23 protein-coding genes and 1 pseudogene are annotated in these 25,234 nt (G+C 38.3%); 15 read left to right on the forward strand and 9 right to left on the reverse strand.

What is annotated here, in order from left to right; translation table 11 throughout:
* Window positions 1-3: 3 nt before the first annotated feature.
* Window positions 4-480, reverse strand: coding sequence for a protein-export chaperone SecB (gene secB / locus ACFINY_RS01860; protein WP_375611417.1), 477 nt, complete (start codon window positions 478-480; stop codon window positions 4-6).
* 142 nt (window positions 481-622) lie between these two features.
* A complete protein-coding gene (locus ACFINY_RS01865; RefSeq protein WP_375612822.1) occupies window positions 623-1,117 on the reverse strand; it encodes an FxsA family protein in 495 nt (164 codons plus the stop codon).
* Between the two features lie 174 nt (window positions 1,118-1,291).
* Here ACFINY_RS01865 and ACFINY_RS01870 point away from each other — a divergent pair, with 174 nt between their 5' ends.
* Both ACFINY_RS01870 and ACFINY_RS01875 read left to right on the forward strand, forming a co-directional pair.
* Entirely contained in the window at window positions 1,292-1,984 is a 693-nt protein-coding gene (locus tag ACFINY_RS01870) for a Tim44/TimA family putative adaptor protein (protein WP_375700782.1), read from the forward strand.
* A gap of 52 nt (window positions 1,985-2,036) precedes the next feature.
* Window positions 2,037-2,627, forward strand: coding sequence for a Smr/MutS family protein (locus ACFINY_RS01875; RefSeq protein WP_375611420.1), 591 nt, complete (start codon window positions 2,037-2,039; stop codon window positions 2,625-2,627).
* A gap of 135 nt (window positions 2,628-2,762) precedes the next feature.
* Here the strand turns inward: ACFINY_RS01875 and ACFINY_RS01880 are convergent.
* Window positions 2,763-3,011, reverse strand: a pseudogene (locus ACFINY_RS01880) (Arm DNA-binding domain-containing protein); the annotation flags it as partial.
* 528 nt (window positions 3,012-3,539) lie between these two features.
* Complete coding sequence (locus ACFINY_RS01885; RefSeq protein WP_375611421.1) at window positions 3,540-4,079, reverse strand: GcrA family cell cycle regulator; 540 nt, start codon at window positions 4,077-4,079, stop codon at window positions 3,540-3,542.
* A gap of 492 nt (window positions 4,080-4,571) precedes the next feature.
* Between ACFINY_RS01885 and ACFINY_RS01890 the strand changes: the two genes are divergently transcribed.
* From ACFINY_RS01890 to ACFINY_RS01900, 3 genes are read left to right on the forward strand one after another with little or no spacing between them, the layout of a single operon-like run.
* The gene (locus ACFINY_RS01890; RefSeq protein WP_375611468.1) at window positions 4,572-5,786 is read left to right on the forward strand and encodes an aspartate aminotransferase family protein; all 1,215 of its coding nucleotides are present in this window, start codon (window positions 4,572-4,574) and stop codon (window positions 5,784-5,786) included.
* Window positions 5,783-6,718 (forward strand): ornithine carbamoyltransferase, encoded by a 936-nt coding sequence (gene argF / locus ACFINY_RS01895; protein WP_375611422.1) that lies wholly within the window; start codon window positions 5,783-5,785, stop codon window positions 6,716-6,718. The genes ACFINY_RS01890 and argF overlap by 4 nt, the downstream gene beginning before the upstream one ends.
* Window positions 6,719-6,754: 36 nt before the next feature.
* Complete coding sequence (locus ACFINY_RS01900) at window positions 6,755-7,756, forward strand: Hsp33 family molecular chaperone (protein WP_375611423.1); 1,002 nt, start codon at window positions 6,755-6,757, stop codon at window positions 7,754-7,756.
* A gap of 705 nt (window positions 7,757-8,461) precedes the next feature.
* Here the strand turns inward: ACFINY_RS01900 and ACFINY_RS01905 are convergent.
* The 5 genes from ACFINY_RS01905 to ccmA are packed head-to-tail and all read right to left on the reverse strand — an operon-like array spanning window position 8,462 to window position 11,383.
* Complete coding sequence (locus tag ACFINY_RS01905; protein WP_375668148.1) at window positions 8,462-9,055, reverse strand: DsbE family thiol:disulfide interchange protein; 594 nt, start codon at window positions 9,053-9,055, stop codon at window positions 8,462-8,464.
* On the reverse strand, window positions 9,030-9,281 hold the full coding sequence (locus ACFINY_RS01910) for a hypothetical protein (RefSeq protein WP_375612828.1): 252 nt from the start codon (window positions 9,279-9,281) through the stop codon (window positions 9,030-9,032). Before ACFINY_RS01910 ends, ACFINY_RS01905 begins: the two co-directional genes overlap by 26 nt.
* Complete coding sequence (locus ACFINY_RS01915) at window positions 9,269-10,048, reverse strand: heme ABC transporter permease (RefSeq protein WP_375611426.1); 780 nt, start codon at window positions 10,046-10,048, stop codon at window positions 9,269-9,271. The genes ACFINY_RS01910 and ACFINY_RS01915 overlap by 13 nt, the downstream gene beginning before the upstream one ends.
* A gap of 46 nt (window positions 10,049-10,094) precedes the next feature.
* Window positions 10,095-10,760, reverse strand: a complete 666-nt coding sequence (gene ccmB / locus ACFINY_RS01920; protein ID WP_375668147.1) for a heme exporter protein CcmB — start codon at window positions 10,758-10,760, stop codon at window positions 10,095-10,097.
* A gap of 11 nt (window positions 10,761-10,771) precedes the next feature.
* Window positions 10,772-11,383, reverse strand: a complete 612-nt coding sequence (ccmA, locus tag ACFINY_RS01925; RefSeq protein WP_375611428.1) for a heme ABC exporter ATP-binding protein CcmA — start codon at window positions 11,381-11,383, stop codon at window positions 10,772-10,774.
* A gap of 295 nt (window positions 11,384-11,678) precedes the next feature.
* On the opposite strand from ccmA, the gene acnA reads away from it, so the two are divergent.
* From acnA to cyoD, 10 genes are all read left to right on the forward strand, one after another.
* Window positions 11,679-14,366 (forward strand): aconitate hydratase AcnA, encoded by a 2,688-nt coding sequence (acnA, locus tag ACFINY_RS01930; RefSeq protein ID WP_375611429.1) that lies wholly within the window; start codon window positions 11,679-11,681, stop codon window positions 14,364-14,366.
* 237 nt (window positions 14,367-14,603) lie between these two features.
* A complete protein-coding gene (rpsT, locus tag ACFINY_RS01935; RefSeq protein WP_273790272.1) occupies window positions 14,604-14,870 on the forward strand; it encodes a 30S ribosomal protein S20 in 267 nt (88 codons plus the stop codon).
* A 701-nt stretch (window positions 14,871-15,571) separates the two neighbouring features.
* Window positions 15,572-17,143: a chromosomal replication initiator protein DnaA gene (gene dnaA / locus ACFINY_RS01940; RefSeq protein WP_375611430.1), complete on the forward strand. Its 1,572-nt coding sequence runs from the start codon at window positions 15,572-15,574 to the stop codon at window positions 17,141-17,143.
* A 186-nt stretch (window positions 17,144-17,329) separates the two neighbouring features.
* Window positions 17,330-18,451 carry a DNA polymerase III subunit beta gene (dnaN, locus tag ACFINY_RS01945; RefSeq protein ID WP_375606188.1) on the forward strand — a complete coding sequence of 374 codons (1,122 nt, stop codon included), beginning with the start codon at window positions 17,330-17,332 and terminating at the stop codon, window positions 18,449-18,451.
* A 20-nt stretch (window positions 18,452-18,471) separates the two neighbouring features.
* Window positions 18,472-19,605, forward strand: a complete 1,134-nt coding sequence (recF, locus tag ACFINY_RS01950; protein WP_375611469.1) for a DNA replication/repair protein RecF — start codon at window positions 18,472-18,474, stop codon at window positions 19,603-19,605.
* Between the two features lie 54 nt (window positions 19,606-19,659).
* Complete coding sequence (aroQ, locus tag ACFINY_RS01955) at window positions 19,660-20,112, forward strand: type II 3-dehydroquinate dehydratase (RefSeq protein WP_375611431.1); 453 nt, start codon at window positions 19,660-19,662, stop codon at window positions 20,110-20,112.
* A gap of 130 nt (window positions 20,113-20,242) precedes the next feature.
* Window positions 20,243-21,214 (forward strand): ubiquinol oxidase subunit II, encoded by a 972-nt coding sequence (gene cyoA / locus ACFINY_RS01960; RefSeq protein WP_375611432.1) that lies wholly within the window; start codon window positions 20,243-20,245, stop codon window positions 21,212-21,214.
* Between the two features lie 76 nt (window positions 21,215-21,290).
* Window positions 21,291-23,309: a cytochrome o ubiquinol oxidase subunit I gene (gene cyoB / locus ACFINY_RS01965; RefSeq protein ID WP_375611433.1), complete on the forward strand. Its 2,019-nt coding sequence runs from the start codon at window positions 21,291-21,293 to the stop codon at window positions 23,307-23,309.
* The gene (locus ACFINY_RS01970) at window positions 23,306-23,974 is read left to right on the forward strand and encodes a cytochrome (ubi)quinol oxidase subunit III (RefSeq protein ID WP_375611434.1); all 669 of its coding nucleotides are present in this window, start codon (window positions 23,306-23,308) and stop codon (window positions 23,972-23,974) included. Before cyoB ends, ACFINY_RS01970 begins: the two co-directional genes overlap by 4 nt.
* Entirely contained in the window at window positions 23,974-25,002 is a 1,029-nt protein-coding gene (gene cyoD, locus ACFINY_RS01975) for a cytochrome o ubiquinol oxidase subunit IV (RefSeq protein ID WP_375700783.1), read from the forward strand. The genes ACFINY_RS01970 and cyoD overlap by 1 nt, the downstream gene beginning before the upstream one ends.
* The last annotated feature ends 232 nt before the right edge of the window (window positions 25,003-25,234 follow it).

Here is a 25,234-nt window from a genome sequence, read left to right on the forward strand (position 1 = left end):
TTTTTAAGAGGGCTGTATTTGATTGTCTTTTTGCTCTTCAGAAAGACGCTTTTGGAAGAGTGCTGCAAAATCAATAGGATCAATCCACAAAGGTGGAAAACCACCACTTTGAGTAGCATCAGATATAATTTGGCGAGCAAATGGAAATAAAAGACGGGGACATTCAATAAAGACCAGTGGCATAACATGTTCTTGTGGAATGTTTTTAAGGTGGAAAACACCACCGTAAATAAGTTCTACATGAAATAAGGTTTCAGTTTCATCATTGGCTTTGACGGAGAGAGACAAAACGACATCATAATTGTCATCACCAATTGGGTTAGCATTGACGTTAATATTGATATCAATTTGTGGTGATTTTTCACGTGCACGTAATGAACGAGGAGCACCAGGGTTTTCGAATGATAAATCTTTTAAATATTGAGTTAATACAGCAAAAACCGGCTCTCCACCACTGTTATTCATTTCATCTTCGGCCATACGACAAACCTCTTCCATTATAATATGTATATTTATTTTAGATCTAAAGACCAGATTGGTTATCACGCCTTGCAAAAGGTTGCAAGAAATGCGCTCTTTATCTTGAATATTTTTTTAGTTTGTTACAGATTTTTTAGGTATTTCAATGGTTATCATCATTTTTGCGCCATGGAGATTCTGTCGTATCATGAATTGTGTAATCTTCTGCTTTTAGATCAATTATTTTTTCAGAGTCATTTTTTCTTTTAGTATTGGGATTCATTTTGTTTTTTAATGATGCAAAGAAATGCCAAGCAACAGAGCGAATTGGTTTAATAAGAAGTAATATTCCCAAGAGGTCAGTTACAAAGCCGGGAAGAATAAGTAAAATTGCACTAAACATGATGAAAGCATCATTAATAATATTATTCTCTAATGTGCGTCCTTGGATAAGTTCATTTTGTATATTTTTTAAGAGGCTAATCCCTTGAATTCGCAATAAAACAACCCCAACTATGGTTGTGAGAATAACCAAGCTCAAGGTTGCCAAAATACCAATTTCTTGACCAACAAAGATAAAACCAGCAATCTCGATTAAAAGAATGCAAAGAAAGATAACAACAAAAAAACGAGGATTTATAGAATAAAGTTTTATCACATGAAAGTTTCCTTCTAGATGAGTAGGGGGAGAAATTCTTAAGAGAACTCCGTTTAAATACAAAATCTATAAAAATATTTGAATGATAAGATTCCTTATTTTACATATTTATTGATAAATGGTATTGACTGCAATGTTTATTAGAGACTTAAGCTTTGGAGATTGACAGCGCCTATGGAATTTGACGTTATACTTGTCATAGCTCTTGTTGTTATGGTTGTTATTTTTGTGCAACTCCGTAATATATTAGGGAAACGAATTGGGTTTGAAAAGCCACCCTTTGATCCTTATTCACGACGTTCTAAAAAACAAGTTGAAGCAGAAACGGCTGATAATATTGTTTCGTTCCCTCATCAGAAAAATTCACAAAAAGACGACTTTAGTGAAATTGATAAAATTTCACCGGAGGGGAGTGTTTTGAATAAAAATTTGCGGGAATTTCATAGAATTGATCCTCATTTTTCTCCTCAACTTTTTATAAAAGGTGCACAAATTGCGTATGAAATGATTGTAACAGCTTTTGCCAAAGGTGATCGCAATCAACTTAAAAGCTTGCTTTGTCAGGATGTTTTTGAGAGCTTTTGTATAGCTATTGAGCAACGAGAAAAAAATAAAGAAAGAATAGAATTCACTTTTGTTGGAATTAATAAGGCCGAATTTGTTGCGGCGGCAATACAAGAAAAAGATGAACTTTTAACGATACGTATTGTCAGTGAGATGATTTCTGTTACTTATAATGAACAGGGCGAGCGTATAGACGGTGATCCTGATGCTATTGTAGAAATCAGGGATATTTGGACTTTTGTTCGCAATAGTTTATCGTCAGATCCCAACTGGAAGCTTTTTGCTACAGAAAATGAAAATTAAAATACTTTTTGTTTTTCTTCCATAAGCATTCAATGATTTATGAGAAATTAAAATGTCCTCAAGTAAATGGAGACAAAAAAGAGATTTATTGGCTTCACAAGATCGTCTTTTATGGGAGATGGTTTGTCGTACGATAACACCGCTTCACGGTAAGATGCTCTCTTCTGCTTCAGAAACTATTGCAAATATTAATGATAAAAAACAGCCTGTAACTCAAATCTCCTCATTGTCTCAGGAAAATCAACAACCCTCGACAATTATTAAAAGAGAAAAGAGGTCAGTTACACAAGCACAAAAGATTCATTTTTTTGATCATGTTGCATATCGTAAAATTTCCCAAGGTCGTTGTCCTCTTGAGGCGCGTCTTGATCTCCATGGTTATATGCAGGAAGAAGCTTATTTTTTCTTAAAAAAATTTCTACAGTCCTCTCAGCAGAGAGGATTGCGTTATGTCCTTGTGATTACAGGAAAAGGACGATCCGTTGGGAGCGATGGAGCTTTGTATAGATTTGTTCCGTATTGGTTATCAACACCAGCTTTTCGATATTATGTCCACGCGTTTGAGCAAGCAGCGCGTCAGCATGGCGGAGAAGGTGCGCTTTATGTTTGGTTGCGCCGTTTTGTGTCGGGAGAAGGAAAGTGATGTTATTGTGGTCGCTCTAGATTTTATATTTATTTATACTTATAATTTATTGTTTTTGTATATTTCGTAAGAGCCTTGAATACAATATTCCCTTCTTTATAATTTTTTATAAAAAATTATAAAGATATTATTTTACATTCTACGTATTGCTTCACGCTTTTGTTTATCGCATTCTTTAACGGGGCACATCCCTCACGCAAAACAGAATGACATTGAATTGCATGTATTCACAGGCTTGTTTTAAAGAAACATCTCTCAACGCTCCCAAGCCTATTTTGCGACGGCATCCGTGAAGAGTATAATGATAAATCCATGAAGCACCCCCTATCTTTATACTTAATAAAAGGGCAATCTGGCATCATTGTACACTTTGCCATCTCCCAATGTTGCAACAACCCTTTAAGTCCTTGGCACTTGAAAGCATTTATAAGAGGCATGCCTTTCTTTAAGTGTTTTTAACTCTCCACAGTTCTCATCTCGCTCGTGACGCCCAAACAAAAGATTTTGATTGATTCAATATAAGAGGACTTAAAATGAGAGAGATATAAATGGATCTCATTCAGGTTGCAAAGCGATAAATTATTTTTATAAACCACAGCATTACTCTATTAAATACACGAAGCATAAAAACATGAGAAATTGAGAAACTAGCTTATTCAAAAGATGTCGCTATGGATAGTGTTAAAAGCAGTACAACTAAATTAAAGAAAATTGTGAAAATAAACAGGAATATAACTTTACAACACACAGCTGCGCAATAGCACCAAAAGATACAGTTTCGTTGAATAGTTTCATGAAGAAATTTTTTCATTCATTAAAAGCTCCATTAAATTTCTTTCTCATAATAATTCGATAATTAAAATTTAATAGCGAAGCGCAGAAGGCGTAGAATACGAGATTCAATTGAGGATATTACACTCTTATCCGACGTCTTTCAGATATTGGTTGAAATGCTAGCTTAGCATGAAAGGCACAATAGGGGCTATTTTCATCAGAATCTGCACCACAAAAATGAAAATCTGCTGATAATGGATCGCCAACCGGCCATCTACATGTATTTTCACTCAATTGTAGAAGATTAAGTTGACGTGATATAGGCACAACTACATTGGATTTTGTGGACATATCAACTTCTTTTACATCTTCCACTACAAATTCTGTCTTTAAAGCGGTTTCTTCAATACTTACAGATGATGTGTTTATTGGCGATACCGTGGATGTGTTGCGACGCACACGTGGAGATGATGGGCTGCTACTTCCCACGGGAGTTTTTTGCGCACGCGTGGTGCTTCCTTGTACTGTCTTACCACGTCCTGGTAACTTTAATCGATGTACTTTGCCGATGACTGCATTTCTGCTGACCCCACCCAATTGAGCAGCAATTTGACTTGCACTTAACCCTTCACTCCAAAGCTTTTTAAGAAGCTCAACGCGTTCACATGTCCAACCCATACCAGCACTCCATTCCGATTACGTCACTAAGATGCTCTCCCCCGTTGCATCTTCAAATGTTTAAATAATGTTTTCATTACGCTGAATGAAAGAACTTTACACTCTACGTGAGCATAAAAAAATCATCCAACCTGTGGATTTACAAATCAAAACACATCATCTTGCTTATTATATTGTAAATTACAATATGCACTCACTCTATGACAAGAGTCTTTACCTCTTAAAGAGTTTATTTAGAATGTTTTCCCCAACTTGCAAATCAATCATAGGTTAAACTTTCACTTTTGTTTAAGGCTTTTTCCCAAAATGCTTATTTGTAGAACCTTCATTGACTTTTTTTCAATTGGTGTAATGATCTATTCTATAGGTGTAATCACTAATCGTAATGAAATGTTGAAAGCACCGTAACGAAATATACCATGCTGTTTTATTTGTAGTGTTGCTTTGTATATATATATATATTGAAAAGACTAAAATATAAAGGGAATTATGATGGATGCCGTCTCTATACAACCACTTTATGAATGCTTCGCAAGACGAAATTTGCATTTTGAACAAGGGCATGGTGTATGGCTTATTTCCGATAAAGGAGAACATTATCTTGATTTCACATCTGGTATTGCTGTTAACGCATTAGGGTATTCACATCCAAAATTGGTTGATACGCTCAAAATACAAGCTGAAAAACTTTGGCATATTTCTAATATTTTTCAATCTCCTGAACAGGCATCTTTTGCCACGCGGCTTTGTGCAAATAGTTTTGCGGATAAGGTTTTTTTCTGCAATTCAGGTACTGAAGCATTGGAGTGCGCATTCAAAACGGCACGCCATTATTACTATGCTGCTGGTCATTCAGAACGCATTGAAATAATTACTTTTGAAGGGGCATTTCATGGACGTACACTTGCTGCACTTGCTGCGACTGGGCATGAAAAATATCTTGAAGGCTTTGGACCTAAAGCTGGTGGATTTATTCAAGTACCTTTTTGTGATGAAGTCGCTTTGCGTAACGCTATTAATAAAAATACCGCCGCTATTCTTATTGAACCTATTCAAGGAGAAGGAGGAATACGAACGGTCCCTCATGAATATTTAAGATTTTTGCGCAAAATATGCGATGATAATGGTCTGTTATTGATTTTAGATGAAGTCCAAACGGGTATAGGACGAACAGGAAAGCTTTTTGCTTATGAATGGAGTGATATCACGCCTGATATTCTTACCCTCGCAAAAGGATTAGGAGGGGGATTTCCATTAGGTGCTTGCCTTGCAACGGATAAAGTTGCAAAAAGCATGACACTTGGGACACATGGCTCAACCTTTGGAGGAAATCTTCTTGGAATGGCTGTAGGAAATAGTGTTCTTGATGTTTTGTTAGAGCCAAGTTTTCTTAACCATGTTCAGCGTATGGGGGATAAACTAAAAAGTGGACTTTTGCACATTCTCAATATCTATCCTGATATTATCTGCGCAGTTCAGGGGATGGGGCTTATGTTGGGTATTCAGTGTATTGTACCTTCAAATCTTGTCGTTAATGCTTTGGAAAATGAATATCTCTTAAGCGTTGCAGCCAACAACAACGTTGTGCGCTTATTGCCTCCTCTTATCATTAGGGAAGAAGAAATAGATGAAAGTTTACATCGTATTGAAAAAGCAATAGCGTATCTTTCACAAGTAAACAAAGAAAGACAAATATCACACACATGACAAATGCTCTTCGTCATTTCACGGACTTATCCATTTTAACGCCAGCAATAGCACGTGCACTGATCGATTATGCAAAGATCCTTAAAGCATCTTTTAAAGCAGGAAAAGGTTCAAAACCTTTTATAGGTAAAACACTTGCGATGATTTTTGAAAAACCATCCACACGAACCCGTATTTCATTCGATATCAGTATGCGCCAGCTTGGCGGAGATACAATCATGCTCACGGGTTCAGAGATGCAACTTGGTCATAGTGAAACCATAGCTGATACGGCGCGCGTTTTATCCCGTTTTGTGGATATCGTGATATTGCGAACAACGAAACACCAACGTATGCTCGAATTGGCACAATATGCACAAATTCCTGTCATTAATGCCCTTACAGATGATACACATCCTTGCCAAATTCTAGCAGATATCTTAACCTATGAGGAGCATCGGGGGCCAATTGCTAGCAAAATATTTGCGTGGATGGGGGATGGTAATAATGTGCTTCATTCCTTAATTGAAGCTGCAGCTCTTTTTGGTTTTCATTTGCGTATTGCCACACCAAAGGGCAGTGAACCACAGGAACAATTTGTACATTGGGCACGTGAGCGGGGAGCACATCTTATGCTAACCCATGATCCCCAAAAAGCGGCTCAAGATGCTGATTGTATTATGACCGATACATGGGTCTCCATGGGACAAGAATTTCGTGCTCGCAGTCATTCTATTTTTCAGCCTTATCAAGTCAATGAATCTCTCATGAAATTAGCAAAATCTGATGCTCTTTTTATGCATTGTCTTCCTGCTCATCGTGGTGAAGAAGTGGTTGATTCTGTGATTGATGGACCGCACTCCGTTGTTTTCGATGAGGCTGAAAATCGTCTTCATGCTCAAAAAGCAATTCTTTCTTGGTGTTTACAAGATGCGTTTTTCTCTCCACAATAGCCTCCCTACAACAAATTATATAAAAAAGGCAAAGCTATGAGTGAACAAGCTAAAGATGAAGCCTCTCTCAACAACAACTTCTTGCATGAAGATGATAGTGTTATTCCCTTTCAAGTTGAAGAACTTGATATCCGTGGACGTGCCGTACAACTTGGGGAAACTTTAAATTCTATTCTTAACAGACATCAATACCCTGAACCGGTTTCTTATCTTCTAGCAGAAGCTTTACTTTTAACGGTTCTGTTTGGAACTTCTCTAAAACTTACGGGAAAATTTATTTTACAAACTCATTCCGATGGACCAGTTAATATGTTGGTGTGCGATTTTTTGCCTCCTTCAAGTTTACGTGGATACGCTCGTTTTGATAAAGAACAGCTTAAACAAGCCATAGACAATGGTCAAACCTCTTCAGAAACACTTTTAGGAAAAGGCACTTTAGCTTTCACAATTGATCAAGGTCCCCATATGCAACCCTATCAAGGGATAGTTGCATTAGATGGATCAAATTTACAAGAAGCTTCTCGTATTTATTTTGATCAATCAGAACAAATTCCTACCGATATCCGTCTGGCTGTTGCTATATTAATTAATCGTGACCAACAAGGAAAACAGCAGAAAAGCTGGCGAGCTGGAGGTATTTTGATCCAACTTTTACCCCAAGAATCGTCTCATCATAAAATAGATGCCCCTCATCAAAAGCGAGAAGAAACGAAAACTCATACCCAATTGGATAACCAATGGCAGGAAGCTAAAATACTCATGGCAACGATTGAAAGTTCAGAATTAACAGATCCCCAAGTCGGTAGTAAACAGCTCTTGTTCCGTCTTTTTCATGAACAAGGTATTAGAGTTTTTAACCCTTTTTCTCTTGTCGATCAATGTTCTTGTTCACACGAAAAAATTAAAGGAATCCTAGAAGGCTTTTCTATTGATGAACGCAATAAAATGGTTAAAAATAAATATATTTCAGTCACATGTGAATTTTGCTCAAAAACATATTGTTTTACACCGCAAGAATTTTTAGAAGAAAAAACATAATCAAATATTTTTCATAAAAAATGATGATTGCAACAAAAGCCTATTTTATTTGCGTCATAAAAGTTTACGCATAAGCTCATATGAACTTCTAGAATATTTCTTTCTTTAGCTTTTTTCGATGTATGCCAATGATCTTTCTTTTGCAATCAGTATTAATATCATACAGTACCTTCAATATATTGATTTATAATAGTAATTTATCGTTTTGCATGTTGAATGAGAGTCCAGAATATTGTAAAGTTCTCTCATGGCAAATCTCTTTTATATTGCATCAATTAAAATCACTTGCTTGCACGTTACAAGCAGAGCTGGCGTGGGGGTAAAACACGAAAAAAGGTGTAAAAATCCTTCTGAATCGTCTCAAGTGCCAAGGCTATGTCGTAATACCCCAGAGCTGGCAAAATGTGTGGTGATAATAGCTTGCTATTTATATTAAGCGTAAAAATGGTGGTGCTCTATAAAACGGCATACATAGCGTGGTAAAACTGGATGTTTTTACTTACAAGTCTGCATTATTATATTTTTCAACTTAAAATATTGCCAATTATTTTCATATTTAGATGATTCATAAAAAGTATTTTTAGCCTTTTCTTAAACATTTTTTTAATTCAACATAAAGAAATTTGAAAAAATCTCATAGTATTCGGTGTTTTCATTTAATAGATAAAAATGGTAAAAATTATTTAAAATCAATATGTCGATATTTTATTTGTCTTCTGTCATAATCGCTTGTTCAATTTTTGGTAGAATTTTTTTTTGATAAATTTGCCATGTTAAGGGACCAGCATGTTTGGCAATAATAATACTCTCTTTATTCAAGAGAAAGGTTTCTGGTGGTCCATACACCCCCCAGTCAATAGCTGTATATCCTGAAACATCAAAGCCAATAAATTTAAAAGGATTACCAAAACTGTTTAAAAAGCGCAGGGCGTTTGTTTTATTGTCTTTGTAATTAATACCAATCAGATCAAAACGTTTATCTTGTGCAATTTGCATAAGAATAGGATGCTCTTCGCGACAGGGCAAACACCAAGAGCCCCAAAAATTGACCAATGTAACACGTCCTTTAAACTGTTTTGAATTGAGATAACTTTCTTTATCAAGAAGAGGAAGATGAATATTGGGAGCAGGTTTTTCAGCTAATGCGTTTGGGAGAAGAGAAGAATCTTGAAGGTGTTTTTTATCCATAAAGTTGAAAAAAAACATCATGAGAAGAAGAAAAAGCACAAATGGTCCAAAAAAAACAAGCAGAACAGGCAAAGATATATTTTTTTTAAGTTTTGGAGGGATGTTTTTCATTATACTTTTCTTTTTGTGACAGCTCTTTTTTGTTTAGCTGTTGGAGAATTTTTTTTTGGTAGAGGGCTTTGCAAAGAATATATCCAATAAGACATAAGAGGGATATTGCAGAAAGCACATAGCTTAAAACAACAATTTGCTCGTGTTTAAGGGTGCTCAGGAAAAAATCAATTTTCTGAGATAGATTTCCTAAAAGTCCGCCGTGGATGCCATTTAGGTCGAGCATGATGAAGCGTCCTGTTGTTGTGCACGACGGGATTTTTTAATCTGAAGTATTCGGATATAATGACGATTGATTTCATTTCGCATAGCCATCAAATAAAGAGCAATAAACATAAAGATGAAACAAAAGAGCATTGTTATAAGGGGCCATAACATAGCATTGTCGATTGTTGATCCTCCAGCACGTAACAATGATGCTGGTTGATGCAATGTATTCCACCAATTAACGGAAAATTTAATAACAGGGATATTAACAAATCCAACAAGTGTAAGAATTGCAGTAGCACGAGCGGCTTTTACTTGGTTGTCAAAAGCACGCCCAAGCAGGATAATGGAGAGATAGATAAAAAGCAGAATTAAAACTGATGTTAATCGTGCATCCCAGACCCACCATGTTCCCCATGTAGGTCGCCCCCAAAGCGCTCCTGTCATGAGAGCCAAGGCGGTAAAAATTGCCCCAATAGGCGCTCCACATTTAAGTGCTACATCAGCAAGATGATATTTCCAAATCAGATTTCCTAAAGCCGCTGCACTCATCGTTACATAGCAGAATGTAGACAACCACGCAAAGGGTACATGAAGGTACATAATCTTAACAGTAATGCCTTGTTGATAGTCATCAGGGGAATGCATCACTAGAATAAGCCCTAAGATAAGGAAACACAATGTTATGCCGGCCAACCAAGGTAAGACGACTCTGCTTATTTTCATGAAAAGGGTGAAACTTGCAGGGAGTAACCTGATTTTATATGTACGAGATAGTTTATTCATAAAATTCATAATAGGCAGAGTTTTGCTATGCGGCAATCATCTTTTATTATTCTGATAAAAGTTTAAGCGTTATCGCAGCAACAAAAGAGCTAAAGAGACTCAAAAGAAGTGAAAAAGCGCTGAGAAGAGCTAGAGAAGTGAGAAAAGAGGTATTTGGGTTTATTGGGGCTGTAGCAGCGGAAACACCAAAAATCATAATTGGAATGATCCACGGCAAGATAATGATAAAAATAAGCAAAGTACTGTGCAACAATGAGGTTGCGAGTGCAGCGCCTATAGCACCAATAAAAATAATAGCTGGTGTTCCGCATAAAAGGGTAAGTATTGTTGTAAAAGTTATTACTACATCTAAATGGAGCATGAGGGCTAAAATAGGTGTGGCAAAAATAAGAGGAAGCATTGTTCCTACCCAATGGGCAAGACATTTTGTAAAGACAATTAGTGTAAAACTTTGTCTTTTTCCTGAAAGGATAAATTGGTCGAGATTACCATCATCGCGATCGATTTGGAAAAGTTTGTTCAGATTGAGGAGTCCTGCAAGAAGGGCTCCAAACCACAATATACCTGGTCCTATTTGTGCAAGAGTTTTGGGATCTGGTCCAATGGCAAAGGGGATTATGACAACAACAGCGATAAAAAACAATAATCCTGTTAGTGAAGTGGCTTGTAGCGCTAATAATAGTTTAAGATCACGCCAGAACAGTGCTTTCATTTTATTCTCTCCTAGAGAGGTAAAAATTTTTCCAGAGCGATTTTATGGTTTTCTGGAATGCCTATGGAATTATGAGTTGCAGCGATAATCATACCACCTTGATTGAGATGACGCTGGAAAATACGAGCGAGGAGTTTTTGAGCATGGTTATCAAGCCCAGATATTGGTTCATCTAAAATCCAAAGAGGACGATAGGAGAGCAAAAGGCGAGCAATAGCTACGCGTCTTTGTTGTCCAGTTGACAGAGCGTTAAAGGGTAAATGTTCAAGGTTAGAAAGACCAATATCGGCAAGAGCTTCATGCGCAAAACGTAAATGTTGACCGTAAAAATCTGCCCAAAATTGCAAATTATCAATGACAGATAAGAGAGGTTTCATAGCATTTTGAGGACCAAGATAATGACAAGCAGTTGCAACAGGGTATATTTGATCATGGTCTTTAAGTATTATATGACCTTCAGCAGCCTCAAGAAGACCGACAATGATTCGGAGTAATGTAGACTTTCCGATACCATTAGGACCGGTGATTGTCATAAGTTGCTGTGAAAATAAACAAAAAGAAAGACCTTGAAACAGAATTTCCTCGTTTCTGTAAGCGGCTAAATCTTTGCCTGATAACACCATGTGATTGCCTATTTTGTTTTTATTTTCATATTCTTTATTGCATTATAGAATAAAAAACACATTTTTTATGCAATTGTACCTAGAATAGTTCTAGAAATAGTTCTATAAGGGATACCTTACATCAATATCTGGTGTAAAATGGTTTCTGGCGCTGATTTCCGCATTATGCCTAGAGGGTGGAGGGGGAAATGGATGGCGGAGGTAATTGCGTCTGCGCTCAAGCTGCGACCTTGACTCGTAGTTTGTGTTGTTCATTCCTGGAAATTGGGTGGTTATAGTATGAGGGTGGACAGTCATGACTCAAATTGATAGCTTTAATTGTCGTAGAGTATTAAATGTTGGTGGCAAAGAATATACTTATTATAGCTTGATTGAAGCGGAGAAGAACGGACTTGAAGGTGTTTCTCGTTTACCGTTTTCGATGAAAGTTATTCTCGAAAATTTATTGCGATTCGAAGATGGTCGCACAGTTAAAAAAGAGGATATCTTCAACGTTGCTAAGTGGTTAAACGACAAAGGGAGCGCTGGGGCAGAAATTGCTTACCGTCCTGCACGTGTTCTTATGCAGGATTTTACAGGTGTTCCAGCAGTTGTTGATCTTTCTGCAATGCGTGATGCTATGGTTAAACTTGGCGGTAACGCTGAAAAAATTAATCCTCTCATTCCCGTTGATCTCATCATTGATCACTCAGTTATTGTTGATGCTTTTGGCAATTCCATGGCTTTTAAGGAAAACGTTGAGCATGAATATGAACGCAATGGTGAACGCTATCGTTTCCTTAAATGGGGGCAACAAGCCTTTCAAAATTTTCGCGTTGTTCCTCCAGGAACAGGGATTTGTCATCAGGTTAACTTAGAATATTTAGCACAATGTGTATGGATGAAGAATGAAGAGGGCTGTGAGACGATTTATCCTGACACCTGTGTGGGAACTGATTCGCATACGACTATGGTAAATGGTTTAGGGGTTTTAGGTTGGGGTGTTGGTGGTATTGAAGCAGAAGCAGCAATGTTAGGCCAACCTGTTTCTATGTTGTTACCTGAAGTGATTGGTTTTCGTCTAACAGGTAAACTTAAGGAAGGTGTAACAGCCACCGATCTCGTATTAACGGTGACCCAAATGCTACGTCGGAAGGGTGTTGTCGGTAAATTTGTTGAGTTTTTTGGTCCTGGTTTGGAGCATATGACGCTTGCTGATCGGGCAACGATTGGAAATATGGCACCTGAATATGGAGCAACGTGTGGTTTTTTCCCAATTGATAAGGAGACAGTGCGTTATCTCAATATGACAGGGCGTGATGAAAGTCGGATTGCCTTAGTGGAGGCTTACACCAAAGCACAAGGGATGTGGCATGATGAAATGGTGGCTCATCCCATTTTTAGTGATACAATTGAATTAGATATGGGAACCGTTGTCCCTTCTATGGCTGGTCCTAAACGTCCTGAAGGACGTATTGCATTGGAAAATGTTGGGCAGGGTTTTGAGAAGGCATTGGTCGAAGACTATAAGAAGACTTCTGGACAAGATAAGCGTTATCAGGTTGAGGGTGAAGAATATACGCTTGGTCACGGTGATGTGGTGATCGCTGCGATTACGTCGTGTACGAATACATCGAATCCAAGTGTTCTTATTGCAGCGGGCCTTTTGGCACGAAATGCTGTGGCAAAGGGTCTCAAGAGCAAACCATGGGTAAAAACTTCTCTTGCACCTGGTTCACAAGTCGTTGAAGCTTACCTTCAAAATTCGGGTCTGCAAAAAGATTTAGATGCATTAGGATTTAACTTAGTAGGATTTGGGTGCACAACATGTATTGGGAATTCTGGTCCTTTGCATCCAGCTATTTCCAAAACGATTAATGACAATGGTATAATTGCATCTGCAGTTCTTTCAGGAAATCGTAATTTTGAAGGGCGTGTTTCCCCTGATGTGCAAGCGAATTATTTAGCGTCACCACCGTTAGTTGTTGCACATGCGCTCATCGGGACGGTGTGTAAAGATTTAACTAAGGAGCCTCTTGGTGAAGATACAAATGGCCACCCCATTTATTTGAGAGATATTTGGCCAACTTCTCAAGAAATACAGGAATTTATCGAAAAAAATGTCACGCGTAAGGTTTTTGCCGAAAAGTATGCAGATGTTTTTAAGGGAGATGAAAATTGGCAAAAAGTTCAGATTCCTACGGGTTCTACCTATTCTTGGGATGAGCAATCCACCTATGTACGCAATCCACCTTATTTCGATGATATGCAGAAAACACCTGATATCTTACCAGATATTAGAGATGCACGGATTTTAGGTTTATTTGGTGATAAAATCACAACGGATCATATTTCTCCTGCTGGTTCTATTAAAGCAGCTTCTCCTGCCGGAAAATATTTAATGAATCATGGTGTTAAAGTGGCTGATTTTAATCAGTATGGAACGCGTCGTGGGAATCATGAAGTTATGGTACGTGGGACCTTTGCCAATATTCGCATTCGTAATTTCATGTTAGGGGAAAATGGTCGAGAAGGAGGTTATACGGTTCATTATCCGTCAGCGGTAGAACAAACCATTTACGATGCAGCAATGGCGTATAAACAAGAAGGTATTCCACTCGTTGTTTTTGCAGGTATTGAATATGGTAATGGATCATCCCGCGATTGGGCTGCCAAGGGGACCAATCTTCTTGGTGTCAAAGCAGTGATTGTGCAGTCTTTTGAAAGGATTCATCGCTCTAATCTTGTTGGTATGGGCGTTGTCCCTTTTGTCTTTGAGGAGGGGCTAAGTTGGAAATCTTTAGGCTTAAAGGGAGATGAACAGGTGACAATTGAAGGGATTCATAACTTGAAACCTCGTCAAAAGACTGTAGCGAAAATTACTTTTTCTGATGGTACGGTAAAAACTGTTCCATTATTATGCCGTGTTGATACTGAAGATGAGCTAGATTATTTGCATCATGGTGGAATTTTGCAATATGTCTTGCGTAAGTTAGCCGTTTAAATTCTTTTGTTTGTTAAGGAATATCTATTATTAAGCTATAAAGTTGCGGATCAAAGAGTTTGGCTTCGTTTTTTTATGGCTATCTTTGAAAATCTAATTGACGTTAGCTTTAGGATTGCGCTATAACCCACACGGTTATAGGCAGCTTTATAGTTTTGCTTGAGTTGGATTTATTTATATTGGTAGAGTTGTTATTGAGACTCATTTTGCCAAGGTGTTGAAAGAGAGATTATATTTATGGCGAATACACCTTCTGCTCGAAAAGCGGTGCGCAAGGTTGCGGCGCGCACACAGGTTAATAAGGCCCGCCGTTCACGCGTTCGTACTTTTATACGTAAGTTTGATGACGCTTTAGCGGGTGGCGATAAGGCATCTGCAGAGATTGCTTTTAAGAATTTTGAGCCTGAAATTATGCGTGCAGTTTCTAAAGGGGTTTTTCATAAAAATGCTGCTGCGAGGAAAGTATCACGTTTAGCTAAACGTTTGAAGGCTCTCAGCGTTTAAGCTTTTCTCCTTTAATTGAGAACAAAGCCAGTATCCATGAGGATGCTGGCTTTTTGTTTATTATTTCAAAAAGTTTCTATTAAAAATAAGAATCGATAATGATTCTCCACTTGAAAAAGGAGAGAAAGTTTATAAGGGGAGGTATGGTTATCCACAAGCTTTGTGGATTTGTACAGAGTCTTTTTTGTCAAGCATTTTATTTTTTTTTTTAAATCTGAAGAGATTCTTTAATTATTGGTAAATTTAGAGAAAAAAAATGAATTGAATCAATATTTTTTTCAGTCCTCATTAATATAAGCATTTTTTTTGGGTTTTTTGATTTTATTTTGACCTCTTGCATTTTACCTCTGCTGTTTTGTATGGTTCTTATGAAGACTAAGAAGCATGAAGGGGTCACATCAGCGCATTATTCTGTATTTTGTTGAATACAAGATGTTTTGATTTAGGCTTTTCGAAATTTTTGTGTTGGAGAGGTTTTCTGACGGTTTTTTAGTTTTCTTAATGGATATGTTTACCATTTTAGAAGGGTGGGTCATATCATGAGTGCAAGTAAATCTTATTGGTCATCTTTGTTAGTAGGGTTGTGATGAGGCTATCCTAGGGGAGGGTGAGTAATCTTATTTGGGGTAGGGCGTTTTGCCTTCGCTAGATTTATTTTAGTTGTTTGGCAGGACAAAATTTTATTTTTATCAGGATGGAAGATGGTGGATAAATTGAACTCTAAAGCTAGTTCCTTTAAAAGGGTTTCGGTAAATATCCTGTCGGCAGAGAACATAATAAAGAATAGGATGACGGAAAGTGATGAGAACGTTTGTAGAAATGCTTCTATAGGGCATTCTATTGTTTCAGAGGAGGAAAGTGCGGCGGCTTTTATACGTGTTATGGCGCAATTAAAGGTGCAGGTTGGTGTTGAGGCTTATACCAGTTGGTTTGGACGTGTGAAGCTTGCTGAATATAGTCATACTCTTGTAAAGCTTTCTGTTCCTACTGCTTTTTTACGTTCATGGATTAATAATCACTATGGTTCTCTTTTGACTCATTTATGGAAACAAGAGAATTCAGCAATTCTTCGTGTTGAAGTTATTGTTCGTGGTATGGAACGCGTTTCAAGAGATGTCGTTTGTAAAAGAAGTGTTCCTCCTGTTGTGCTAGAGGAGCAGGCGACTTCATCTTTTGTTGAAAGTTGCGCAGAGCATTCAGTTAAGAATTCTCAAACGGGAGTTTTTGGATCTCCACTTGATTCTCGCTATACTTTTGAAAGTTTTGTTGAGGGGGCTTCTAATCGTGTTGCTTTAGCAGCTGCGCGTTCCATTGCAGAGGGGCATAAAAGTGCCTTACGTTTTAATCCTCTTTTTATTCACGCATCTGTTGGTTTAGGAAAAACACATTTGCTTCAAGCGATTGCTGCTTCTGCATTGAAGCGTTTAACGTCTGCGCGCGTTATTTATTTAACTGCTGAATATTTTATGTGGCGTTTTGCAACAGCTATTCGTGATAATGATGCTCTTTCTTTTAAAGAACAGCTTCGTGATATCGACCTTTTGATTATTGATGATATGCAGTTTTTGCAGGGTAAGTCGATACAACATGAGTTTTGCCATTTGCTTAATATGTTACTTGATAGTGCAAAACAGGTTGTTGTCGCTGCAGATCGTCCACCAGCAGAATTAGAATCGCTTGATCTTCGCGTTCGCTCTCGTCTTCAGGGAGGGGTAGCTCTTGAAATTGAAGCGCCAGATTATGAAATGCGTTTGCAAATGTTGCGCCAGCGGTTGAAGGTGGCACAACAAGATGATGGCATGGTATCAATTTCTGATGATATCTTGGAATATATTGCGAAAACGGTTTTAGGGTCGGGGCGTGATATTGAAGGTGCGTTTAATCAGCTCTTGTTTCGTCAATCTTTTGAGTCTGATTTATCTTTAGAGCGGATTGATGAATTATTAGGTCATTTGACACGTCCTGGTGAACCTAAGCGTATTCGGATTGAAGAAATTCAGCGTACGGTAGCACGCCATTATAATGTTTCTAAACAGGACTTGTTATCTAATCGTCGAACACGTACGGTTGTGAAGCCACGGCAAGTTGCAATGTATTTAGCAAAAGTATTAACTCCTCGCTCATTACCAGAAATTGGGCGCCGTTTTGGTGGGCGTGATCATACAACAGTTTTACACGCTGTGCGTAAAATTGAAGATTTGGTTTGTGGTGATCAGACCTTGGCTAAGGAACTTGAGTTGCTTAAGCGGTTGATTGGAGAACAGGCTGTATAGTGTTTATCGTTTCTTTCTTTGGAGAGACTTTAAAGAATTTAATGAAAAGATTTATTTTTTCTTATGCAGGAGTGACTTGCCATTTTAAGAGAGGTTTAATAAACTCTAGCATGCGATTCTCTAAAGGGATCTATTCTTTAGTTCTAAGGAATTCTTATAGTTTTTAGTAAATCATACGGGGCTTTTATGCGTATTACAGTTGATCGCAGTCAATTTCTCAAGTCTCTTGGTCGGGTTCACCGTGTGGTAGAGCGCCGTAATACTGTTCCTATTTTATCGAATGTGTTGATTGATGCAGAAAATGGCCGTGTACAGTTAAAAGCAACAGACCTTGATTTAGAGGTTATGGAATCTTTTGCAGTTAATGTTAAACAAGCTGGAGCAACAACTGTTCCGGCACATTTGCTCTATGATATCATTCGAAAACTTCCTGATAGCAATGAAGTTGTATTATCCCTCGATGAGAATCAAGCAGGTACAATGTCCGTTGTTTCGGGTTGTGCACATTTTCAGCTTCAATGTCTTCCGAAGGCAGACTTTCCAGAGTCGCTTCCTGGGCAATTTGGTTATCGTTTTTCTTTATCGGCATCAGGCTTAAAACATTTACTTGATTGTACACAATTTGCCATTTCTACTGAAGAAACCCGTTATTATCTTAATGGTATTTATTTCCATATTATTAATGATGGTGTTTTGAAATTGCGTTTGGTTGCAACTGATGGTCATCGTTTGGCACAAGTTGAGATGGAAGCTCCTTCGGGAGTTGAGGGAATGCCTGGTGTTATTGTTCCCCGTAAAGCTGTAGGAGAATTGCAAAAACTTCTTTCAGAAGAAAATGATAGCGATGTATGTATAGAGCTTTCGGAGACAAAAATTCGTTTTTCTATAGGCTCTGTGATTTTTACATCAAAATTAATTGATGGAACATTTCCAGATTATCAACGTGTTATCCCTCTTGGAAATGATAAAGAATTAATTGTTAATAGGCAGGACTTTTCTTCTGCAGTTGATCGTGTTTCAACGATTTCAAGTGATCGGGGGCGTGCAGTTAAATTAACGATTGAGCATGGACAGTTAAGGCTTGTTGTTAATAGCCCAGATTCGGGCAGTGCAGAAGATCAATTATCAGTAACTTATGCATCTGAACCGCTTGAGATAGGATTTAATTCACGTTATCTTTTGGATATTGCTGGGCAGCTTTCAAGTGATGAGATGGTTTTTATGTTGGCTGAGGCTGGAGCACCAGCTCTGATTCGTGATAATGATGATGCGGATGTGCTCTATGTACTGATGCCTATTCGCGTTTAGGGGCCGTTGTTTTGCAATGCATGGCCAGTCATGTGCACAAAGTGGCAGTGAGGCAGCTGAAGCTTTTACGTTATCGCAATTATTCTTTTTTCAATATTCATTTTTCTGGTCAGCATGTGGTTTTTACTGGCCATAATGGTGCTGGTAAGACGAATCTTTTAGAGGCGTTATCTTTTCTTTCTCCTGGTCGTGGTTTGCGGCGTGCTGTTTATTCTGACGTTAGTTTTGTAGATGGTGGTGGTGGAGGATTTGTTGTATTTGCGCGTCTTGAATGCGCTCTTTATGGTGAAGTAAAGATTGGTACAGCTTTTGAGGTTAGCGATAACAGTCGAAAGGTCCATATTAATGGTGTGAATGAGTCGAGTGATTGCCTAACAGATTATTGTCATATTAGTGTCCTAACACCGTCTATGGATGGTCTTTTTACAGGTCCTTCACTTGAGCGCCGTAGTTTTTTGGACCGTATGGTTTTGGCGATTGATCCCTTGCATAGGCGCCGCATAGCCGATTATGATAGAGCTATGCGCGCACGTAATCGTTTGTTTTTAGATGGAAATGAAGATTGTGCTTGGTTTGATGCTTTAGAAAAGCAAATGGCAGAATTGGCGACAGCTATTTCTGCGGCGCGTGTTGATGTTATTCGTCTTTTAAATGACATGTTTACACAAATGCCCTCACAGATACCTTTTCCACGAGCTTTTTTGCAAATTGATGGTTTTTTAGAAACAGCTCTTAGTGAAATATCAGCAACTGAAGTTGAAGAACAATTTTGTGATCGATTGCGGCATAATCGCGCAATGGATCGTGCTGCTGGTCGGACGTTAGAAGGACCACATCGTGCAGATTTGCAGGTTTTTTATGCTGATAAAAATAGAGCAGCAACATCTTGTTCAACAGGTGAACAAAAAGCGCTGCTAACAGGTTTAGTTTTGTGTCATGCACGTCTAACAGGTATGATGTCGGAAAGATCTCCTATTCTTCTTCTTGATGAAATGGCTGCCCATCTTGATTCGCATCGACGTGCTGCTCTATTTGATATTCTTGATGATTTAGCTGTACAAACATTTATGACAGGAACAGATCGTCTTTTATTTGATGACTTAAAAGGACGCGCAGAATTCTTTGAGATTAAGGATGGAGCTTTATTGCCGTAAAAACATGCTAAATATTTTTTTAATAAGTGATAGGTCTGAAAGAAAAGGCTTGCTATGTCAGAGATAATAACGATTTTAAATGGTCCTAATTTAAATTTTCTAGGTCAACGTGAGCCAGAAATTTATGGAACTGAAACTCTAGAAGATATTGAAAAAAGATGCAGAGAATGGGCAAAAAAAAATGATATTATAATAAATTTTTATCAAAGTAACTATGAAGGGCAATTAGTGGCATGGATACAAGAAGCAATAGAGGCAAGTTCTGGATTGATCATTAACCCAGCGGCTTACAGTCATACATCTGTTGCACTTCTTGATGCCCTAAAAATGTTTTCAGGGCCGAAAGTAGAAGTTCATTTATCTCATATTTATCAGCGTGAAGCTTTTCGTCACCATTCTTATACATCTGCAGGTGTAGACGCTATTATAACTGGGTGTGGAGGTGATGGATATCGGTTTGCACTTGAGTATATTGCAAAACAATTAAGCAAAACAATTAAATTGTGATAGGTAAAGAGTAAGCGTTTAATAAGAGTAATATAGGCATTTTATTCTCTTGATAATTATTTTCAAATCTGTACAATGTGAGGTATATATTTATGACAGTTTTTAGTGCGTATGACGGGGGTAAATAGAGATGAAAAGCTTTGTTAGACAATTAGAAATGCTTGTGATTTTAGGGGGAGCACTGCTTTTGTCTGGTTGTAAAATTGATGTTATGCAGCCATCAGGTTATGTTGCACGTCAACAGCTCATTTTGATCGTTGTTTGTGTGGTGGTGATGCTTTGTATTGTTATCCCAGTTATGGTGAGTGTGGTATTTTTAGCTATAAAATATCGTGCATCGAATATGAAAGCGGACTATTCTCCTGATTGGGCACATTCAAATAAAATTGAAGCATTGATGTGGGGTATTCCAGTTGTAATTGTAATGGTTTTAGGTTCATTAACAGCTTATTATACCTATAAGCTTGAACCTACAAATCCTCTTCCAGTGGAAGTTGTAGGTGAAGGAAAGCCATTACAGATTGATGCTGTTGCTCTTGATTGGAAATGGCTTTTTATTTATCCTGAATACGGTGTTGCATCGATTAATGAGATTTATGCGCCTGAAGGACGTCAAGTTTTATTGCAATTGACGTCAGAGAATTCTGTCAATGCTTTTTGGGTTCCCAAATTGGGTACAGTTCTTTACGCTATGCCGCAGATGAATGCTAAGTTGCATTTGGTCGCTGAAGAGCAAGGAGTATTCAAAGGAGCCTCAGCAAATTATAGTGGTGATGGTTTTTCGGGTATGCGGTTTAAGTGGCATTCTGTGTCTTTGCAGGATTTTGAGGATTGGATTGTAAAAGCTCGGGCTAATGGTCGAGTACTTGATCGTTCATCTTATCGTCAACTTTCTATTGCGCCTCGTATGGGTGATATTGCTGCGAAGGAAAAAGATGCTGAAGTTCGTTATTTTGCACCTGTTGAGAAGCGGCTTTACTATCGTGTTGTGAATCGATGTGTCGATGAAAAGACGGTATGTAATGAAGATTTAATGAAACGTGCTGCTGCTCAGACGCTATGGGGTGCACTATGTTCAGTATTTGATCCTGATGTTATTTAACAGAGTCAATAAAGTAAAGAGCCCTTTTAACAAAGGTTTCTTTTAAACTTGAATTTCATTTGAAATGGGTTGAGAAATGTTTGGAAGACTTACAGATCCTACGGCAGGTGCTTTTCATGCGCTTGCACATGAACCGATCGTTTTGTATACATGTATTGCGATTGTTTTGGTTGGTTTAATTGCTGTTATTGCTCTAACAGTACTTGGGTGGTGGGGGATTCTATGGCGAAATTGGATTACAACGGTTGACCATAAACGCATAGGTATTATGTACATCGTTCTTGGAATTATTATGCTTGTTCGCGGTTTTGCGGACGCACTTATGATGCGAACGCATCAAGCTTTAGCTCTTGGGAGTGAAACAGCAGGTTATTTGCCCCCTGAGCATTTTGATCAAATTTTTTCGGCGCATGGTACGATCATGATTTTTTTCATGGCCACGCCTATTTTATTTGGTCTTTTTAATTATCTTATACCACTTCAAATTGGTGCACGTGATGTTGCTTTTCCCTTTGCAAATAATCTAGGTTTTTGGATTACGGCTGCAGGGGCGATATTGATTAACATATCCCTAGGTGTTGGGAATTTTGGTCGTGGTGGTTGGTTGATGTATCCACCTTTTACAGAATTGCAAACGAGTCCAGATACAGGGGTAGATTATTATTTATGGTCACTTCAGCTTTCTGGTATTGCAACAACAATGGGATCAGTGAATTTTATTGCAACGATGATTAAAATGCGTGCTCCTGGAATGACAATGATGAGAATGCCTATTTTTTGTTGGAGTGCTTTTGTCAGCAATGTTCTTATTGTAGTCATTTATCCTGTTTTGGCTGTAGCATTTGCACTCTTGGCATGTGATCGTTATTTGAACATGAATTTCTTTACCAATGTTGGTGGCGGAAATCCGATGGTATGGATTAACTATGTTTGGGTTTTTGGTCATCCTGAGGTTTATGTTTTGGTTGTTCCTGCTTTTGGAATTGTTTCTGAAGTTGTATCAACTTTTTCTTCAAAACGCCTCTTTGGTTATACTTCAATGATATGGGCCATGTTGGTTATTTTGATTCTTTCGCTTCTTGTTTGGGGCCATCATTTCTTCACAATGGGTGGGGGTGAAGCTGTAAATACCTTCTTTAGTATTGCTACGATGATTATTGCAGTTCCAACCGGTGTAAAAGTTTTTAATTGGCTGCTTACGATGTATAGAGGTCGGATTCGCTTTGAGCCTCCTATGCTTTGGTGCATGGGTATGATCTTTACATTTGTTGGTGGTGGATTAACAGGTGTTTTATTATCTATTGTTCCTGCTGATTGGCAGTTTCATAATTCGCTCTTTTTGATAGCACATTTCCATCATACAATTATTGGAGGTGTGGTTTTTGCGTACTTAGCAGGGATTGCATTTTGGTTTCCAAAAGTTTTTGGTTATAAACCAAATCGCATACTAGGTATTACATCTTTTTGGTGTTGGTTTATTGGTTTTTACCTTGCCTTTTTCCCCGTTTATGCGCTTGGTTTAATGGGGGCGACGCGTCGTTTGCAGCATTACATGGAACCTAGTTGGCAGCCGATGTTTATTATTGCTGCATTGGGTGCTTGTATTATCTTACTTGGTATCCTTTGTTTTGTGCTACAGGTTGTTTTGGCGATTTGGTACGGTATTAAGCATAAAGGGCACTTACCGGTAACATTAAATGATTCTTGGGGTGATGCACGTACACTTGAATGGTTTACCTCTTCACCGCCTCCTTCTTATAATTTTGCCCTCCTTCCAAAGATACAGTCTGATGATGCTTATTGGAATATGAAGAAAAGTGGTTATCAACGGCCGACAAGTGGATTTACAAAAATTCATATGCCATCGAATACATCGGCTGGAATTATTGCTGGCTTCTTCTCATTAGTTGTTGGTTTTGCGCTTGTTTGGCATATTTGGTGGCTTGTTGCGGTTGGACTGGTTGGTTTTATTGCAACGCTTGTGTGTCATTCATTAACAGGTGATCATCATGGTTACTATATTCCAGCTGAAGAAGTGCAAAAAACTGAAGATGCCTTTACGGCTGTTCTTAAAGAACAAGGAGTGACAGTATGAGTGCTGTAACAATGAATAACGCGAGTACTATAGATGAACTTCACCACGATAGTAGCTCGGTAATGACGTTTGGTTTTTGGGTCTATATTCTTTCAGACTTAATCCTGTTTTCGACACTGTTTTCAAGTTTTGCTGTATTTTCTGCTTCTTATGGTGGTGGTAAAGCGGGCAGTGAGTTTATAGATTTAAAGTTTGTTTTGGTTGAGACTGCTTTCTTGTTGTTTTCATCCGTCACTTATGGCTTTGCAATGGTACAAGCACATAAAAATAACATCAGTGGTGTGCGTTTATGGATGGCTGTTACCTTTGTATTGGGGTGTTGCTTCATTGGTATGGAACTTTACGAATTTCATGAACTTTTGAGTGAGGTTTTTTATTTCGATCCAAATGCTTATGCGGGTATTGATCCTGCAACAGGTTTACAGCTTTTTGGACGGGAAATTCTCTCTGCTTATTGGTCAGCATTTTTTGCTTTGGTTGGCACCCATGGACTTCACGTAAGTGTTGGCCTTCTTTGGATGGTTGTGATGTTTTTTCATCTTCGTCGTAATGGCTTGGATCAGAACAATAAAACACGTTTAGCATGTCTTTCCATTTTTTGGCATTTACTTGATATTGTATGGATTGGTGTTTTCACCATGGTTTATCTATTAGGAGCGTTGTGATGAGCGTGCAAAATGAAACACATGGTCCCAGTACTGGTTCCTATTTGGTTGGTTTTATTCTGGCTGTATTTTTCACTTTGGGTTCTTTTATTCCTGTGATGTATGGAATGATGGAAAGTTGGGCAGTTAGTACAAAGGTTGCGTATCTTATTGGGATGGCGATTATTCAGATTATAGTACAAATTGTTTTCTTTTTGCACTTGAATTCTGGTCCAGACGCCAAGTGGAATTTAAGCGCGTTGTGGTTTGCTGCTATTTGCGTTTTTGTTATTATTGGGGGAACTTGGTGGGCTATTTCTCATTTGAATTATAATATGATGGGTGGTTCAGGACGTGTTATTGAACCGGAAATATCAAGTAGAGATGATTCTTCAGTGTCTGAGCAGTTATCAAACAAAGATATATCCGTAAGAAAACAGCCAGAAAAGATACAGGGCTCAGAGGTTTCGATGGAGCAAGGTGCAAGTACGCAAACTCCTGTAGATCAAGCACCTGGTTCAGAAATGCCTATGGGGCAGGGTCTAAGTACGCAAACTCCTGTAGATCAAGCACCTGGTTCAGAAATGCCTATGGGGCAGGGTCTAAGTACGCAAACTCCTGTAGATCAAGCACCTGGTTCAGAAATGCCTATGGGGCAGGGTCTAAGTACGCAAACTCCTGTAGATCAAGCACCTGGTTCAGAAATGCCTATGGGGCAGGGTCTAAGTACGCAAACTCCTGTAGATCAAGCACCTGGTTCAGAAATGCCCATGGGGCAGGGTCTAGGTACGCAAACTCCTGTAGATCAAGCACCTGGTTCAGAAATGCCCATGGGGCAGGGTCTAGGTACGCAAACTCCTGTAGATCAAGCACCTGTTTCAGAAATGCCTATGGGGCAGGGTCTAGGTACACAAACTCCTGTAGATCAAGCACCTGGTTCAGAAATGCCTATGGGGCAGGGTCTAAGTACGCAAACTCCTGTAGATCAAGCACCTGGTTCAGAAATGCCCATGGAGCAAGGTCCAAATACGCAGTTTCCTGTGGAGTAGTTGTTAGAAATATCTACGGAGCTGATGCGGCATGTATCAGCTTCGTAGAAGAAATTTGTAGGATATAAAGCAGGAGATAAGTACAAGATATCAGTGGAATGAGTATCATTATTTTGAATATACTTTTAATTTAAAAGAGAAAGTCCGTGGGGTATTTAGCCAATCTTTAATTTTTGAGACAAATAGCTATTTGTAGAATATACAAAAAGTGATGTTTGTAAAATTTACTACA

The sequence above is a fragment of the Bartonella sp. AA23NXGY genome, from assembly GCF_042197165.1.
Classification (GTDB): domain Bacteria; phylum Pseudomonadota; class Alphaproteobacteria; order Rhizobiales; family Rhizobiaceae; genus Bartonella.

Coding starts and splice junctions, on each gene's coding strand:
- secB (WP_375611417.1), bottom strand. CDS start 480: ATGGCCGAAGATGAAATGAATAACAGTGGTGGAGAGCCGGTTTTTGCT.
- ACFINY_RS01870 (WP_375700782.1), top strand. CDS start 1,292: ATGGAATTTGACGTTATACTTGTCATAGCTCTTGTTGTTATGGTTGTT.
- ACFINY_RS01875 (WP_375611420.1), top strand. CDS start 2,037: ATGTCCTCAAGTAAATGGAGACAAAAAAGAGATTTATTGGCTTCACAA.
- ACFINY_RS01885 (WP_375611421.1), bottom strand. CDS start 4,079: ATGGGTTGGACATGTGAACGCGTTGAGCTTCTTAAAAAGCTTTGGAGT.
- ACFINY_RS01890 (WP_375611468.1), top strand. CDS start 4,572: ATGGATGCCGTCTCTATACAACCACTTTATGAATGCTTCGCAAGACGA.
- argF (WP_375611422.1), top strand. CDS start 5,783: ATGACAAATGCTCTTCGTCATTTCACGGACTTATCCATTTTAACGCCA.
- ACFINY_RS01900 (WP_375611423.1), top strand. CDS start 6,755: ATGAGTGAACAAGCTAAAGATGAAGCCTCTCTCAACAACAACTTCTTG.
- ACFINY_RS01905 (WP_375668148.1), bottom strand. CDS start 9,055: ATGAAAAACATCCCTCCAAAACTTAAAAAAAATATATCTTTGCCTGTT.
- ACFINY_RS01910 (WP_375612828.1), bottom strand. CDS start 9,281: ATGCTCGACCTAAATGGCATCCACGGCGGACTTTTAGGAAATCTATCT.
- ACFINY_RS01915 (WP_375611426.1), bottom strand. CDS start 10,048: ATGAATAAACTATCTCGTACATATAAAATCAGGTTACTCCCTGCAAGT.
- ccmB (WP_375668147.1), bottom strand. CDS start 10,760: ATGAAAGCACTGTTCTGGCGTGATCTTAAACTATTATTAGCGCTACAA.
- ccmA (WP_375611428.1), bottom strand. CDS start 11,383: ATGGTGTTATCAGGCAAAGATTTAGCCGCTTACAGAAACGAGGAAATT.
- acnA (WP_375611429.1), top strand. CDS start 11,679: ATGACTCAAATTGATAGCTTTAATTGTCGTAGAGTATTAAATGTTGGT.
- rpsT (WP_273790272.1), top strand. CDS start 14,604: ATGGCGAATACACCTTCTGCTCGAAAAGCGGTGCGCAAGGTTGCGGCG.
- dnaA (WP_375611430.1), top strand. CDS start 15,572: ATGGTGGATAAATTGAACTCTAAAGCTAGTTCCTTTAAAAGGGTTTCG.
- dnaN (WP_375606188.1), top strand. CDS start 17,330: ATGCGTATTACAGTTGATCGCAGTCAATTTCTCAAGTCTCTTGGTCGG.
- recF (WP_375611469.1), top strand. CDS start 18,472: ATGGCCAGTCATGTGCACAAAGTGGCAGTGAGGCAGCTGAAGCTTTTA.
- aroQ (WP_375611431.1), top strand. CDS start 19,660: ATGTCAGAGATAATAACGATTTTAAATGGTCCTAATTTAAATTTTCTA.
- cyoA (WP_375611432.1), top strand. CDS start 20,243: ATGAAAAGCTTTGTTAGACAATTAGAAATGCTTGTGATTTTAGGGGGA.
- cyoB (WP_375611433.1), top strand. CDS start 21,291: ATGTTTGGAAGACTTACAGATCCTACGGCAGGTGCTTTTCATGCGCTT.
- ACFINY_RS01970 (WP_375611434.1), top strand. CDS start 23,306: ATGAGTGCTGTAACAATGAATAACGCGAGTACTATAGATGAACTTCAC.
- cyoD (WP_375700783.1), top strand. CDS start 23,974: ATGAGCGTGCAAAATGAAACACATGGTCCCAGTACTGGTTCCTATTTG.